Annotated in this window: 13 protein-coding genes; 12 read left to right on the forward strand and 1 reads right to left on the reverse strand. The window is 72.1% G+C overall.

Going from position 1 to position 15,045, the window contains the following annotated elements; all coding sequences use genetic code 11:
- Positions 1 to 29: 29 nt before the first annotated feature.
- Together AB0C75_RS20765 and AB0C75_RS20770 are read left to right on the forward strand one after the other, a co-directional pair.
- On the forward strand, positions 30 to 1,298 hold the full coding sequence (locus tag AB0C75_RS20765) for an ATP-binding protein (RefSeq protein ID WP_362892862.1): 1,269 nt from the start codon (positions 30 to 32) through the stop codon (positions 1,296 to 1,298).
- The gene (locus AB0C75_RS20770) at positions 1,295 to 1,975 is read left to right on the forward strand and encodes a response regulator transcription factor (RefSeq protein ID WP_362892864.1); all 681 of its coding nucleotides are present in this window, start codon (positions 1,295 to 1,297) and stop codon (positions 1,973 to 1,975) included. The genes AB0C75_RS20765 and AB0C75_RS20770 overlap by 4 nt, the downstream gene beginning before the upstream one ends.
- 60 nt (positions 1,976 to 2,035) lie before the next feature.
- Here AB0C75_RS20770 and AB0C75_RS20775 read toward each other — a convergent pair whose 3' ends face one another.
- Positions 2,036 to 2,728, reverse strand: coding sequence for a DUF461 domain-containing protein (locus tag AB0C75_RS20775; RefSeq protein WP_362892866.1), 693 nt, complete (start codon positions 2,726 to 2,728; stop codon positions 2,036 to 2,038).
- A 622-nt stretch (positions 2,729 to 3,350) separates the two neighbouring features.
- Here AB0C75_RS20775 and AB0C75_RS20780 point away from each other — a divergent pair.
- From AB0C75_RS20780 to AB0C75_RS20825, 10 genes are all read left to right on the forward strand, one after another.
- Positions 3,351 to 3,833: a CarD family transcriptional regulator gene (locus AB0C75_RS20780; protein WP_006380568.1), complete on the forward strand. Its 483-nt coding sequence runs from the start codon at positions 3,351 to 3,353 to the stop codon at positions 3,831 to 3,833.
- Between the two features lie 345 nt (positions 3,834 to 4,178).
- Complete coding sequence (gene ispD, locus AB0C75_RS20785; protein ID WP_362892868.1) at positions 4,179 to 4,940, forward strand: 2-C-methyl-D-erythritol 4-phosphate cytidylyltransferase; 762 nt, start codon at positions 4,179 to 4,181, stop codon at positions 4,938 to 4,940.
- The gene (ispF, locus tag AB0C75_RS20790) at positions 4,930 to 5,445 is read left to right on the forward strand and encodes a 2-C-methyl-D-erythritol 2,4-cyclodiphosphate synthase (RefSeq protein WP_362892870.1); all 516 of its coding nucleotides are present in this window, start codon (positions 4,930 to 4,932) and stop codon (positions 5,443 to 5,445) included. The genes ispD and ispF overlap by 11 nt, the downstream gene beginning before the upstream one ends.
- Positions 5,446 to 5,566: 121 nt before the next feature.
- Positions 5,567 to 6,148, forward strand: coding sequence for a GNAT family N-acetyltransferase (locus tag AB0C75_RS20795; protein ID WP_362893160.1), 582 nt, complete (start codon positions 5,567 to 5,569; stop codon positions 6,146 to 6,148).
- A 27-nt stretch (positions 6,149 to 6,175) separates the two neighbouring features.
- Positions 6,176 to 7,693, forward strand: a complete 1,518-nt coding sequence (locus tag AB0C75_RS20800; RefSeq protein WP_362892872.1) for an ABC transporter substrate-binding protein — start codon at positions 6,176 to 6,178, stop codon at positions 7,691 to 7,693.
- Positions 7,694 to 7,697: 4 nt separating this feature from the next.
- On the forward strand, positions 7,698 to 9,410 hold the full coding sequence (locus AB0C75_RS20805) for an ABC transporter permease subunit (RefSeq protein WP_362892874.1): 1,713 nt from the start codon (positions 7,698 to 7,700) through the stop codon (positions 9,408 to 9,410).
- A complete protein-coding gene (locus AB0C75_RS20810; protein ID WP_362892876.1) occupies positions 9,407 to 10,681 on the forward strand; it encodes an MFS transporter in 1,275 nt (424 codons plus the stop codon). Before AB0C75_RS20805 ends, AB0C75_RS20810 begins: the two co-directional genes overlap by 4 nt.
- 60 nt (positions 10,682 to 10,741) lie before the next feature.
- The gene (gene cysS, locus AB0C75_RS20815; RefSeq protein ID WP_362892878.1) at positions 10,742 to 12,139 is read left to right on the forward strand and encodes a cysteine--tRNA ligase; all 1,398 of its coding nucleotides are present in this window, start codon (positions 10,742 to 10,744) and stop codon (positions 12,137 to 12,139) included.
- A gap of 110 nt (positions 12,140 to 12,249) precedes the next feature.
- Positions 12,250 to 13,206, forward strand: coding sequence for a 23S rRNA (guanosine(2251)-2'-O)-methyltransferase RlmB (rlmB, locus tag AB0C75_RS20820; RefSeq protein ID WP_362892880.1), 957 nt, complete (start codon positions 12,250 to 12,252; stop codon positions 13,204 to 13,206).
- Between the two features lie 127 nt (positions 13,207 to 13,333).
- Positions 13,334 to 15,010, forward strand: a complete 1,677-nt coding sequence (locus AB0C75_RS20825) for a DoxX family membrane protein (RefSeq protein ID WP_362892881.1) — start codon at positions 13,334 to 13,336, stop codon at positions 15,008 to 15,010.
- Positions 15,011 to 15,045 lie beyond the last annotated feature (35 nt).

Raw genomic sequence — 15,045 nt, forward strand, 5'->3', positions numbered from 1 at the left:
GTGTCCGTGCGCCCGCATAACCTTGAGGCATGGACGTGAACGCGGCAGTCGCCGCAGCTGCCGCGATCGCCGGGCTCTGTACCGGTGTGATCGCGATGCTGGCGTTCCGCTGGAGCGAGCGCGAGCAGAAGCGGCCCACGCGTACGTCCCTGCGGCCCGACGGAAATGCCGCGCTTCCCCCGGGAGTGGACACGGTCCTCTCCGTGCTCAGCTCGTCCGCTGTGGTGCTCGACGAGAGCGACAGCGTGGTCAAGGCCAGCTCCGCCGCGTATGCGCTGGGCCTGGTCAGGGGCGGACGGCTGGCGGTCGAGCCGATGCTCCACATGGCCAGGGACACCCGGCGCGACGGTGAGATACGACAGGTCGAGCTGGACCTCCCGCGCCGGGGTACGGGCCGCGGGGAGGCGCTCGCCGTCTCGGCCCGGGTCGCTCCACTGGGCTCACGCCTGGTCCTCCTGCTGGTCGAGGACCTCACGGAAGCCCGTCGCATCGAAGCGGTGCGGCGCGACTTCGTGGCCAATGTCAGCCATGAGCTCAAGACCCCGGTCGGAGCGCTCTCGCTGCTCTCCGAGGCCGTCATGGACGCCTCCGACGACCCGGAGGCGGTGCAGCGCTTCGCCGGCCGTATGGAGATAGAGGCGACCCGGCTGACCAACCTCGTGCAGGAGCTCATCGACCTCTCCCGGGTGCAGAACGACGACCCGCTGGAGGACGCCGAGCCGGTACGGGTGGAGGAGCTGGTCGTCGAGGCCGTCGACCGGTGCCGTCAGCAGGCGGGGTCGAAGCAGATCACCATGGCCTCGGGCGGCACCGCCGACCTCTTCGTCTGGGGCAACCGGAGCCAGCTCGCGGCAGCCCTCGGCAATCTCGTGGAGAATGCCGTCAACTACAGCCCCGCCCGCACACGCGTGGGTATCGCCGCCCGGAAGCTCGCGGCGCCCGGCGGGGACCAGATCGAGATAGCGGTGACCGACCAGGGCATCGGCATCTCGGAGAAGGACCGTGAGCGCGTCTTCGAGCGCTTCTACCGCGTCGATCCGGCCCGCTCACGGGCCACCGGTGGCACCGGTCTCGGCCTCGCCATCGTCAAGCACGTGGCCGCCTCGCACGGCGGGGAGGTCACCGTATGGAGCTCGGAGGGCCAGGGCTCCACGTTCACCCTGCGACTGCCCGAGTCGGGCGTCGTACGGGGTCGTACCACCGGCGGACCTCTCGTCGTCAACGGTGCTGTTGACGACGACGGGCCGTACGAGACCGATTCCTATGAACCATTCCCTGCCCCGGAGGCTCTTCCGTGACCCGAGTGCTTGTCGTCGAGGATGAGGAATCCTTCAGCGACGCCCTGTCCTACATGCTCCGCAAGGAAGGCTTCGAGGTGGCCATCGCGGCCACCGGCCCCGAGGGCCTCGACGAGTTCGAGCGCAACGGCGCCGACCTCGTGCTGCTCGACCTGATGCTGCCGGGACTGCCCGGTACGGAGGTCTGCAGGCAACTGCGCGTCAAGTCCAACGTTCCGGTGATCATGGTCACCGCCAAGGACAGCGAGATCGACAAGGTCGTCGGCCTGGAAATAGGAGCCGACGACTATGTGACCAAGCCCTTCTCCTCGCGGGAGCTGGTGGCCCGCATCCGCGCGGTCCTGCGCCGCCGCGGCGAGCCGGAGGAGGTCACCCCGGCGGCCCTGGAGGCCGGCCCGGTCCGGATGGACGTGGACCGGCACGTCGTCACGGTCTCGGGCGCCAAGGTCGACCTCCCGTTGAAGGAGTTCGACCTGCTGGAGATGCTCCTGCGCAACGCCGGGCGCGTACTGACGCGTATGCAGCTGATCGACCGGGTCTGGGGCGCCGACTACGTGGGCGACACCAAGACCCTGGACGTCCACGTCAAGCGGCTCCGCGCCAAGATCGAGCCCGACCCCGGGGCGCCGCGCTATCTGGTGACGGTGCGGGGCCTGGGCTACAAGTTCGAGCCGTAAACCGGCACCACGGATCGCGTGGGGGGTGCCTCCGGCCGGAGGCACCCCCCACGCGCACGCTCACCGGCCGACGGTCGCGTCGTCCGTCGAGTTCGCCGCGTCGTCCGTGTTCGTGTCCGTGGAGGGGTTCGCCGAGTCGTCCCCGGTGCCCGCGCCCGACGGGCTGCCGGACTCCGCGTCCGCCTCGGCGCCCGGTGTGCCGGACGCGGAGTCGGAGGGGGAGGGCTTGGCCGACGGCAGGGCGCTCGGGCCGAACTTCTCGAAGAAGCTGGTCGCCGGGACGACAGCGGCGCCCAGGTCGATGTCGCCCGTCTCGCTGAACGTGAAGGCGACGGTCTGCACGCTGCCGTCACTCCCCGCCTGACGGCCGTTCTCGATCACGGCCGATGCGTTGTCCTTCCCGCCGATGATGAGCCGTCCGCCGGCCGGGACCACGAGCGGTCCCTTGCCCTTGGCGGGCTGCAGCTTCACCGTCGCGTCGGTGCCCGGCAGGGCGACCTTCTCCACGACCTCGCGCTTGGGGCCGTCGTTGAACAGGGTGGCGGAGATGACCGCCGGGCCCTCGGCGTCCGGTTCGGGCTGGGTGATGATGTTCAGGTTCTGGATCTTGATGGAGTCGACAGCGGTGGCTGCGTTGTCCGGCCTGACCTGAAGCGTCTGCGCGTCCTTGCCGGCACCGCACGCGGACAGCGCGGCGATCGAGAACACGAGGGCAGTGGCGGCGAAGGCGCCGTGTCGAAGGCTGCGGCTCACGGCGGCGGCAACTCCTTGAACGTTCGGACTGCGGACTTCGGACTCTGCGGACAGGAAGGCCCGAGCGGCTGTAAAGCCGCCCTAAGTGTGTGTCAGCGGCCTCAGGTTACCGAGCCGGGGTCCCGGGCCCGCACCCGACCCGCCCCTTGCGGGGTCCAGGTCCGGCCGGCATGGGGACCGGGCGGTCCCGCGCATGGTGATTCGCACAGCGTTCACAAAACGCGGGAGCAGTGGCTGACCGGCCGATGATCGATTTCCGGACGGCGGCGCATTTCCCGTGCATAATCCGCCCGCCCGGGCGTAGATCAATTTCAATGGCCATCGACGCTAAGAGCCGTACGGATGATCGAGACTCGAACGGAGCGCAGAAAGTCCACCGCCAAGAATCCGGCAAAACGGGACTTTCGGCCCCTTCTTGAGGGCTTCCGGCGCCTGTGACGCGCGTGTTTCGGGCTGCCCGTACGCCCGCTCCGACCTGCGAATATCGCCTTCCGGAAGGCTCCCGCAGCACGTTCGTGTTGTAGTTGTCAAGCCCCGAGATATGCCCTGACCTGCGAAAACACCATTCAGGAGAAGCCGTTCTCGTGTTACTCTGGATAGCCACGGAAGGGGTACCTGTCACATGACGTTCAAGGTTGGCGACACCGTGGTCTATCCCCATCACGGGGCCGCGCTGATCGAGGCTATCGAAACTCGCCAGATCAAAGGCGTGGACAAGACCTACTTGGTGCTCAAGGTCGCTCAGGGCGACTTGACGGTTCGTGTACCGGCGGACAATGCGGAGTTCGTCGGTGTGCGCGACGTAGTCGGGCAGGAGGGGCTGGACCGGGTCTTCGAGGTGCTGCGCGCGCCGTACGCCGAAGAGCCGACGAACTGGTCCCGACGCTACAAGGCAAATCTCGAGAAGCTCGCCTCCGGCGATGTCATCAAGGTCGCCGAAGTGGTGCGTGACCTGTGGCGTCGCGAGCGCGAGCGTGGACTCTCCGCAGGTGAGAAGCGCATGCTCGCCAAGGCCCGCCAGATTCTGGTGAGCGAGCTCGCTCTCGCGGAGAACACGAACGAGGACAAGGCCGAGGCACTGCTCGACGAGGTCCTCGCGTCCTGAATCGCACCACACCGGTGACCGGACAGTGACCGGACCCCACCGGTAGCCGGATCCGGTGTTCGATCGGTCCGGTGCGAAGAAAATCTGCCGTGGTGCCCGCTGACCAGCCGTTTTTACGGTGAGTCGTCGGGCGCTGCGGCATGTTCGGACCCGGGCGACGCGCTCGGACCCGGGTGATGTGCCCCGGCGCCGTCCCCTCGGGGCCTTCGCCGAGCTTGCTCCGCCCTGGCCGACCGGGGGTCACGGAAGGGTTCCCGGTCAGGTCGAGGCGTCGAGCCCGGCTTGGTGTGGCCATACCCATGTCGGCCGTGGAAACAAACCTGCCCAAGCTTCGGAGTGCAACCGATGTCACCGATGTCCCCGACGCCCGCCGGATCGAGCCATTCCCGCACCGCCGTGGTGATCCCCGCGGCGGGCCGCGGTGTCCGGCTCGGCCCCGGTACCCCCAAGGCGCTGCGCGCGCTCGGAGGTGTCCCGATGCTGATCCACGCCGTACGGGCCATGGCCGCGTCCCGCGCCGTCACTCTCGTCGTCGTGGTCGCGCCGCCGGACGGCGCGCCCGAGGTGAAGAACCTCATGGACGGGCATGTGCTGCCCGAGCACACCGACTACGTGGTCGTCCCCGGCGGTGCGACACGGCAGGAGTCCGTGAAGCTCGGGCTCGACGCTCTTCCCGAGGACGTCTCCGTCGTGCTCGTCCATGACGCGGCCCGGCCGCTGGTGCCGGTCGACACCGTGGACAGCGTGATCGAGGCCGTACGGGGCGGGGCTCCGGCCGTCGTCCCCGCGCTGCCCCTCGCCGACACCGTCAAGGAGGTCGAGCCGGGCGACGGCGCACCGGAGTCGGTGCTCTCGACCCCCGTACGGGCGCGGCTGCGGGCCGTGCAGACGCCCCAGGGCTTCGACCGGGGCACCCTGGCCGAGGCGCACGAGCGGGTGGCCGTCGACGGTGAGGGTGCGACCGACGACGCGGGCATGGTCGAGCGGCTGGGCGCGCCGGTCGTCGTCGTACCCGGGCACGAAGAAGCGTTCAAGGTGACCCGGCCGCTGGACCTGGTCCTGGCCGAGGCGGTTCTCGCACGCCGGAGGGCGAACGATGGATTCTGAAGCAGCGGCGCGGCAGCCGGCTCCCGTGATTCCGCAGGTCGGCATCGGGACCGACATCCACGCCTTCGAGGAGGGTCGCGAGCTCTGGTGCGCCGGGCTGCTGTGGGAGGGCGAGGGCCCCGGTCTCGCGGGGCACTCCGACGCCGACGTCGTGGCGCACGCCGCCTGCAACGCGCTGTTCTCGGCCGCCGGGCTCGGTGACCTCGGGCAGCACTTCGGGACCGGCCGGCCGCAGTGGTCGGGTGCGTCCGGGGTCACGCTGCTCACCGAGGCCGCCCGGATCGTGCGCGGCGAAGGCTTCGGGATCGGCAATGTCGCCGTGCAGGTCGTCGGTCTCCGGCCGAAGATCGGCAAGCGGCGCGACGAGGCCCAGAAGGTGCTGTCCGACGCGATCGGCGCCCCCGTCTCGCTCTCCGCCGCGACCTCCGACGGTCTGGGGTTCACCGGCCGGGGCGAGGGCATCGCGGGGATCGCGACCGCTCTCGTCTACCGCACGGCCGGCTGACCCGGAGCCCGAGGTCTTATTGCGCATCACTCGCACGTACGCTGGTACGGCAAGTGGTGTGCCGTACGGCCGAGAGCGAGGGTGAGCGTCAGTGGTGACCGCGACCGCCGGGGCGACAAGGATGCCGGTCACGCCGGCCGGAGCGGGCGGGTACGTCCTGCGGACCGCCACCGCGCAGGACATCGGCGGCGCGAGGGCCGTGATGCTGGACACCGTCTACCACGACCTGCGCTCGGGCTACGTGCCCCGCTGGCACGCCGACATCATCGACCTCGAGGGTGCTTATCTGCTCCCCGAGCGCTGCACCCTGCTGGTCGTCGTGCGCGGCGACGAGGTCGTGGCGACGGGCGCGGTGCGGGACCGGGGCCCGCAGGCGCCGCCCAATCCCCAGTGGGTCGCCGATCGCTTCCCCTCGGGCTCGACGGCCCAGCTGTGCCGGATCTACGTACGCCCCGAGCATCGCAGGCACGGTCTGGCCCGCAGGCTGGTGCGGGAGCTCGGGGACTTCGCCGCGCGGGCGGGCGGCTACACCTCGCTCTATCTGCACACCGATCCGGCCGTCCCCGGCGCCGAGCCGTTCTGGCGGTCGCTCGCCCATGAGGTCTGCGACGAACGCGCGGCTCCGGACGGGGGGCAGGGCATCGTCCACTTCGAGCTGCCGATGCCCTCTCCCGCGGTTCCGGTCACCCCTCATATCAGATGACAATCGTTTCCATATAGGGTTCCCGTCATGTCTACGCCCCGAAGCCGCCGCTCTCCGCTGCCGCTCATCGCCGCCACCGCGGCTCTGCTGCTCCCGCTGGCCGCCTGCTCCTCGTCGAGCGGCTCCGGCGCGTCCGGCGACGCACAGCGGCTCCGGGTCGTCATGGCCTTCCCGCCCGCCCAGGCCATGTCCCCGTACGGGGACGACGCGGTCACCCTCAGCAGGCTCGCCGTCATCGAGGGGCTCACCAGCCTCGACAAGAACGGCACCGCCAAGCCCGCCCTCGCCGCGTCCTGGAAGCAGGACAACCCCACCACCTGGACGTTCACCCTCCGCGACGCCGTCTTCCAGGACGGCGCGAAGGTCGACGCCGACGCCGTCGTACGGTCCCTCACCGCCGCGTCCAAGGCGTCCCCGCTGCCCAGGGTGCTGTCCGACACCACCCTGAAGGCGACGGACGCGGGCGCGCGCACCGTACGGATCGTCACCGAGGAGGCCGACCCGCTGCTCCCGCAACGGCTCGCCAACCCCTCCCTCACGATCCTGTCGGCGGGCGCCTACAAGAACGGCAAGGTGAACCCCGCCGGGCACGCCAGCGGCCCGTTCACCCTGACCGGCGTCAAGGGCGCGGTCTCCGCCACCCTCGAACGCAACGCCGACTACTGGGGCGGCAAGGCGAAGGCCCCGGGCGTGGACGTCACCTTCGCCGCCGACGGCACCGCGCGCGCCAACGCACTGCGCACGAAGACCGTCGACATCGCCGAGTACGTACCGATCGCACAGGCGTCGCTGCTCGGCGACTCCTACGTGCACGAGTTCCCCTCCGCCAGGACCAACGGCCTCTCGCTCAACACCGCACACGGAGTCTTCGCCGACCCCGCCATGCGCGCCGCCGCCCGCGAGGGCATCGACTCCAAGGCCCTGGCCGACGGAGTGTACGAGGGCCGCGCCGACACCGCACAGGGACTCCTCGGCCCCGGCATCCCCTGGGCCGCCGAGAAGCGCGCCACGCCCGGCGGCCGTAGCCCGGCGGCGAGCCGCGCCGAGGTGGCGAGGACGAAGGAGATCACCCTCGCCACCTACACCAACCGCCCCGAACTCCCCGAGGTCGCCACGCTCGTACAGCAGCAGCTGGAGAAGCGAGGCTTCACCGTCAAGCAGGTCGTCCGTGACTACGCGCAGATGGAGGCCGACGCGCTCGCCGGGAAGTACGACGCGTTCATCCAGGCCCGCAACACCCTGCTGGACACCGCAGACCCCGTCTCCTACCTCGCCTCCGACTTCACCTGCGACGGCAGCTTCAACATCTCCCAGCTCTGCGACGAGCAGGTCGACGCAGCGGTGGGCAGGGCCGCATCGCTGACCGGCACCGACGCCCGCCACAACGCCGAGATGACCGCCGAGGCCGCCGTCCTGGTCGCCGACGCCCTCGTACCCCTCGTCCACGAGCGCTTCATCCAGGGCTACGACGACGCCCGCGTCGAAGGCGTCGCGCTCGACCCGATGGAACGCACCCTCATCACCGCCGACACCCACGTCGGGTGACCGGGTGAAGTACCTGGCCGGACGGTTCGGCGCGCTCCTGGCCGTCGTGGCCGTCATCGGCCTGCTGCCCAGGCTGACCCGCACCGACCCGGCGCTGACGATCCTGCACGCGCGCTACGCCGACCGTCCGCCCACACCGGCCGTGCTCGACGCGATCCGCGCCGAGACCGGCCTCGACGGCGGGCCCCTGCGCGTCCTCGGCAGCTGGGCGTCCGGACTGGCACACGGCGACCTGGGGGATTCCTGGGTCTCCGGACAGCCGGTCGGTCCCGATGTGACCTCCGCGCTCGGCGTCTCCCTCACCCTCATGGGCGCCTCACTCGCCGTCGCCGTCCTCCTGGCGCTCGCCCTCGTCGGCGGAACGCTCCGGCGGGGCGCGCACCGCAGGCTCGTCACCACCCGGGCCGGCGTCGGCGCCGCCGTGCTCGCAGCACTGCCGGAATTCCTCATCGCCGCGGTCCTGGCCACCGTCCTCGCCGTACAGGCGGGCTGGTTCCCCGCCCTCGGCTGGGGCGGCCCCGAGCAGGCCGTCCTGCCGGCCCTCGCCATGGGTGTCCCCGCCGGCGCGCTGCTCGGGCGGCTGCTCGACGACGCGCTGCCCGCCGCGTTCGCCGAACCCTGGGCGCGCGCCGCCACCGCCCACGGGATGCCCGCCCACCGGATCGCCGCCCACGCCCTGCGCCGCACCCTGCCCGCGCTGCTGCCCCAGCTCGGCCTCGTCGTCGTCGGGCTCACCGGCGGCGCGGTCGCCGTCGAGACGCTCTACGCCATCCCCGGGCTCGGCGGCACGGCGCTGGCCGCCGCCCTTGCCCAGGACCTGCCCGTCCTCCAGGCCTGCGTGCTGTTCCTGCTGCTCCTGGGCGTCGCCGCCGGACTCGCGGCCAGGCTCGGCTCCAGAGCCCTGCTCGGCCCCGCACGGACCGACGGCGCGCTGCCCCCGCTCGTCGCGCCGCCCCTGCCGACCCGCCGCGCCGTGGCCGTCGGTGCCACGGTCCTGGCGGCCCTCATCGCCGCCGTCGTCCTCACAGGACTGCTGCGCGACCCCCTGTACGCCGATGCCGCAGCCCGCCTCGCCCCGCCGTCGGCCACCCACCCGCTGGGCACCGACTCCCTGGGCCGCGACGTCCTGGCCCGCCTCGGCCACGGGGCCGCCACCACGGTGCTCACCGCCGTCGCCGTCGGCGCCGTCACACTGCTCCTGGGACTGCTCGCCGGGTTCGCCCGCGCAGGGGCCCTCACCGAGACGGCCAACGCGCTGCCGGCGGTCCTGGCCGGCCTCGTCGTCGCGGGGATCGCGGGCCCCGGCGCCCGGGGCGCGGCCGTCGCCGTCGCCGCCGTCGCCTGGGCCCCGCTCGCCGCCCACACCTCCGCGTTGTACGCCCAGGAGCGCGCCGCCCCGCACCTCACCGTGGCCCGCGCCCTCGGAGCCGGACGGTGGCACCGGCTGCGCCGCCACCTCCTGCCGGGCGTCGTGCCCCCCGTCGTACGCCACGCCGTCCTGCGCGTCCCCGCCGTCGCCCTGGCGCTCGCCTCCCTCGGCTTCCTCGGCCTCGGCGCCCCCGCCCCGGCACCGGAGTGGGGCCGCATGCTCTCCGAGAACATGCCCTACGCCGAACGCGCCCCCTGGGCCGTCCTCGCCCCCGCCGCCGCCCTCGCGGCCCTGGGCGCGCTCGCGGTGCTCACCTCGGCGGCCGTACGCGGCAGGCACCGCACATGACGGCCACCACAGCGCGCACCCGGTCGGGATCAGCCCCGCTCAACCCCTACCTCCGGCTCCTGACCGCCACCCAGTGCGCCTTCAACACCGGCTTCTACGCGGTCCTGCCCTATCTCGCCGCCCATCTCGGTGACGGGCTCGGCATGGCGGGATGGCTCGTCGGGCTCGTGCTCGGCCTGCGCACCTTCAGCCAGCAGGGCCTCTTCGTCGTCGGAGGGGCGCTCACCGACCGCTACGGCCCCAGGCCCGTCGTCCTCAGCGGCTGCGTCCTGCGCATCGCCGGATTCTGCTGGCTCGCCCAGGCCGGCGGCACCGCCACCGTCATCGGCGCCGTCCTCCTCATCGGCTTCGCCGCCGCCCTCTTCTCGCCCGCCGTCGAGTCCGAGACCGCCAGGGCGGCCGTCGCCCACGAGACCGCCACCGGGACGCCGCGCGCCCAGGTGCTGGCCGTCTTCTCCGCCGCGGGCCAGGCCGGAGCGTTCATCGGCCCCCTGCTCGGCAGCCTGCTGCTGCTCCTGGGAGGCGGATTCCGGACGGCGTGCCTGGCAGGGGCCGTGGTCTTCGTCGGCGTACTCGCCGGACACGCCCGCCTCATGCCCCGCAGGCCGCGCCGCGCCCCGACCGCCCGTGCCGGCGCCGTCCTGCCCCGCGAGGTCTTCGCCAACCGGCCGTTCCTCGTGCTCTGCCTCGTGTACAGCAGCTACCTCGTCTCCTACAACCAGCTCTATCTCGCCCTGCCGGCGGAGGTGGAGCGCGCCACCGGCTCCCAGAGCGCGCTCGGCGGACTCTTCGCGCTGTCCTCCCTGCTCGTCGTCGCCGCCCAGCTGCCGCTGACCCGCTGGTCCGCCCGCCGCGTCGCGCCCCGGACCGCCCTGGTCGGCGGGCTCGCCGTCGTGGCCGCCGGATTCGCCGTGGTGCCCCTCGCCCCCGGCGGCCCCGCCGGGCTGCTCCCGGCGGCCGCGCTCGTCGTCCTGCTCACCCTCGGCCAGATGCTGCTGGTCCCGGCCGCCCGGGGCCTCGTACCCGACCTGGTCGACGACCACCGGCTCGGGCTCGCCACCGGGGCCCTGTCCTCGCTCTCAGGAGTCGCCGTGCTCCTGGGCAGCGCCGCCGCCGGCACCCTCCTCGACGCCCCGGCGCCCGTCCTCTGGGCCGCGCTCGCGGCCGTCCCCCTGGCGGGTGCCGGGCTCGCTCTGACCCTGCCCGCGGAGGGGCGCACGCCGGACCAGGGACGGGGCGCGCCGTCGCGCGATAGCACCGTCACCGATTAGTTGTGACACGTTTTCCACAGGGGGCGCTGGGCACTGGTGCGGGCCCACTACCCTTGAGGGGTGACTATTCGCCTGCATGACACCAACGCCCGGCAGATCCGTGACTTCGTCCCGCTCACCGCGGGCTGTGTCTCGATCTACCTCTGTGGCGCCACGGTGCAGGCCGCCCCGCACATCGGGCACATCAGGTCCGGGCTGAATTTCGACATCATGCGCCGCTGGTTCGAATACCGCGGGTACGACGTGACGTTCATCCGGAATGTCACCGACATCGACGACAAGATCATCAAGAAGTCCGCGGAACAGGGCCGCCCCTGGTGGTCCATCGGCTACGAGAACGAGCGCGCGTTCAACGACGGCTACGACGCCCTGGGCTGCCTCCCGCCCACGTACGAGCCGCGCGCCACCGGCCACATCACCGAGATGGTCGAGATGATGCGCGGCCTCATCGAGCGTGGCCACGCCTACGAGGCCGACGGCAACGTCTACTTCGACGTCCGCTCGTACGAGGGATACCTGGAGCTCTCCAACCAGGACCTCGACGACCTGCGGCAGCCCTCCGGCGACAACGAGACCGGCAAGCGCGACAAGCGCGACTTCGCCATGTGGAAGGCCAGCAAGCCCGGCGAGCCCAGCTGGGAGACCCCGTGGGGCCGTGGCCGCCCCGGGTGGCACCTGGAGTGCTCCGCCATGGCGCACAAGTACCTCGGCAGCGCCTTCGACATCCACGGCGGCGGCATCGACCTGATCTTCCCGCACCACGAGAACGAGATCGCCCAGGCCAAGGCCTTCGGCGACGAATTCGCGAAGTACTGGGTGCACAACGGCTGGGTCACCCTGGCCGGCGAGAAGATGTCGAAGTCCCTCGGCAACTCCGTGCTGGTCAGCGAGATGGTCAAGAACTGGCGCCCGATCGTCCTCCGCTACTACCTCGGCACCCCGCACTACCGGTCCATGATCGAGTACAGCGAGGAGTCGCTGCGCGACGCCGAGTCCGCCTTCGCGCGGATCGAGGGCTTCGTCCAGCGCGTGGTGGAGAAGGCGGGACCGGTCGAGGCGGCGGCCGAGGTGCCGCCCGCGTTCGCCGAGGCCATGGACGACGATTTCGGGGTCCCGCAGGCGCTCGCGATCGTCCACACGACCGTCCGCCAGGGAAACTCCGCCCTCGCCGCCGACGACAAGGAAGCCGCCGTCGCCCGCGTCGCCGAGGTCCGTGCGATGCTCGGTGTCCTCGGACTCGACCCGCTCGACCCGCACTGGGCGGGCGAGGGCGACCGGGGCGAAGACCTCCACGGTGTCGTCGACACCCTCGTACGCCTCGTCCTCGACCAGCGCCAGTCCGCACGGGCGCGCAGGGACTGGCCCGCCGCCGACGCCATCCGCGACCAGCTCAACCAGTCCGGTCTCGTCATCGAGGACAGCCCCAGCGGACCCCGGTGGACACTCGGGCCGCGCTGAGCGGACCCTTCGCACCGTGCGTGAGCAGCGCACCTGTGCCGCCCGGCCGTCCGGGCGGCACACTTTCACTTGACGACGTTTTCTCTGAAGCAACGAAACAGGTACAGGTCATGGCCGGGAACAGCCAGCGCAGGAACCGCCGCACGTCCAACAAGAAGGGCATGCAGGTCGGCAGCGGCGGTAACCGACGCCGTGGTCTCGAAGGCAAGGGACCGACGCCGCCCGCCTCCGACCGTAAGGGACACAAGAAGAACCGGGTGGCGAACGCCCAGGCCAAGCAGGCCGCCTCCCGCCGCCCCGCCCCGCGCCGCGGTGGCGCCAAGGGAACGTCGGAGATGGTCGTCGGCCGCAACCCGGTCTTCGAGGCGCTGCGGGACGGCGTCCCCGCGATCACCCTCTACGTCCAGCAGTACATCGACAACGACGAGCGGGTCCGCGAGGCACTCCAGCTCGCCGGTGAGCGCGGCAACATCCACCTCATGGAGGCCCCGCGCCCCGAGCTCGACCGGATGACGAACGGCCTGAACCACCAGGGCCTCGTCCTCCAGGTCCCGCCGTACGAGTACGCCCACCCGGAGGACCTCACCTCCGCCGCGTACGACAACAACGAGGACCCGCTGATCGTCGCCCTCGACGGAGTCACCGACCCCCGTAACCTCGGCGCGATCGTCCGCTCCGTCTCCGCCTTCGGCGGCCACGGCGTCGTCGTCCCCGAGCGCAGGGCGGCCGGAATGACGGCCGGAGCCTGGAAGTCCTCGGCCGGCACCGCGGCCCGTACACCGGTCTCGCGCGTCACCAACCTGACCCGCGCCCTGGAGGGCTACAAGAAGGCCGGCCTCACCGTCGTCGGTCTCGCCGCCGACGGCGAACACACCGTCGAGGACCTGGAGGCCCTGGCGGGCCCCGTCGTCGTCGTCATCGGCAGCGAGGGCAAGGGCCTCGGCCGCCTCGTCGGCGAGACCTGCGACTACCGGGTGCGCATCTCGATGCCGGGCGGCGCCGAATCCCTGAACGCCGGTGTCGCCGCGGGCATCGTTCTCTACGAGGTGGCACGCCGCAGGGCGTGAACCGCGGCGCGCGGGCCTCGGCCGGCCCGCGCGCGCGGAGGATCGGCGCGCCCCGAAGGAGGGTTGACGGGTCTCGGACACTTCGGACGCGTCAAGGCAGTGTCCTAATCACACATCACTCGGTTAGATGAGTGTGGACACCAGAACGCCTCGGTTCGACGACCAACCCGCCCTGAGCATGACGAAGGTGGACAGCGACCCCGCGCAGGTCATCGTCAGCCACGCCAGCTTCCGGGTGCAGCTCGCCCCGGGCCAGCGCACCCGTCTGCGCCCCGTGGGCCCCGCCGGACCGGCCAGGATCCCCGCCATGAGCGGCGCAGGCGCGCGCAGGCGGGCTCCCGTCGTCTGGAGCGGCAGGTCCCAACCGGGAGACCCCGGAGCGACCGGACTCCTGCAGGCCGTACGGAACTCCACCGCCGGCCACCTCGACTCCGCCGGCCACCTCGACGCCCGCCCCGGCGGCGACTTCGGCATGGGCCACGACGACGCGGGCGGCGGCACACAGGTCATCCCGCGCCTCGACGAGACCCAGCCCAACCCCGTGCTCAGGACGCCCCACCAGCCCGGAGGCGGCCGTACAGGCCCACTCCTGCCCCCCATGCGGCAGGCCGTCGGGGCCTACGACGTCACCGCCACCGACACCCCGCCCCGCGGCGCGTACGACCTCACCCACGACGACGCCTACGCCGCCGGCACCGACGCCGAAGGCCAGGACGGCGACACCGCAGGCGACAGGCGCCACGCCAACGACTCCGTACGGCACGCCTACTACCCCGGCCGCCGCATGAACCTCGGCGTCGTGCTCCTCCCGCTGCGCGTCATCCTCGGCTTCCTCTCCATCTACGCCGGCATGGGCAAGCTCTGCGACCCCGCCTACTTCGACGGCGGCGACCGCGGCTCCATGGTCAAGTGGCTGAGCTCACTGCACCCTTGGGCCGCCGCGGAGCCCCTGCGCGACTTCGCGCTCGGCCACCCCGTCGCCGCCGGACTCACCGTCGCCTTCCTCCAGGTCGTCGTCGGCGTCCTCACCGTCCTCGGTCTCTGGCAGCGGATCGCGGCCGGCTTCGGCGCCCTGCTCTCCGCAGCGATCCTGGTGACGGTCAGCTGGCGCACCGCCGCCGCCTACGACACCCCCGACATCATCCTGCTGGCCGCCTGGAGCCCCCTCGTCATCGCCGGTGCTCCCGTCTACTCCCTCGACGGACGCCTCGCCGGAGAGGCCTGGCGCACGCTCGGTCCCCGCTCGGCGCTCTGGGACCTCCGCCGCCGCGTACTGCGCCGCGGCGCCGCCATCGCCACCGTCGTCGTCGGCCTGACCCTGCTGGTCGGCTCCATGCTCGGCGGCGCCGTCCGCTCCACCGAGGTCGTCACCGTGCCGGGACCCGACCGCTACCCGTCCAACCAGCTGCCCGGCTCGCCGCTCCCCGACGAGACCAAGGGCAAGAAGGGCAAGCCCTCCACCATCCCGGAGAACCGCACTCCCGAGACCTCACCGTCCAGCGCCCCCGGCACCCCGGAGGCGGAGAAGTCCACCCCGGGCTCCGGCTCGTCGAGGGAGACCGGTCCGACGGCCGGGGCGAGCACCGGGCAGCCCAGCCAGACCCAGGGCACGGGCCAGGCACCCCCGCAGGATCCGACCCCGCAGGAGCCCCCGTCCGGTGACGCGAGCACCGGCTCCTCCGGCTCCGACGGCTCCGCGGGCGGCACGACCGGCGGCTCGGACGGCGACGGTTCCACCGGCGGTTCCGACGGCGGCTCGTCCGGCAGCGCGGGACAGAACCCCATCGGCGGCCTGCTCGGCTGACACCCGCGAGGTACCGCACGTACGAGGACGGCCAC

Source organism: Streptomyces sp. NPDC048565 (assembly GCF_040650935.1).
Lineage (GTDB): Bacteria > Actinomycetota > Actinomycetes > Streptomycetales > Streptomycetaceae > Streptomyces.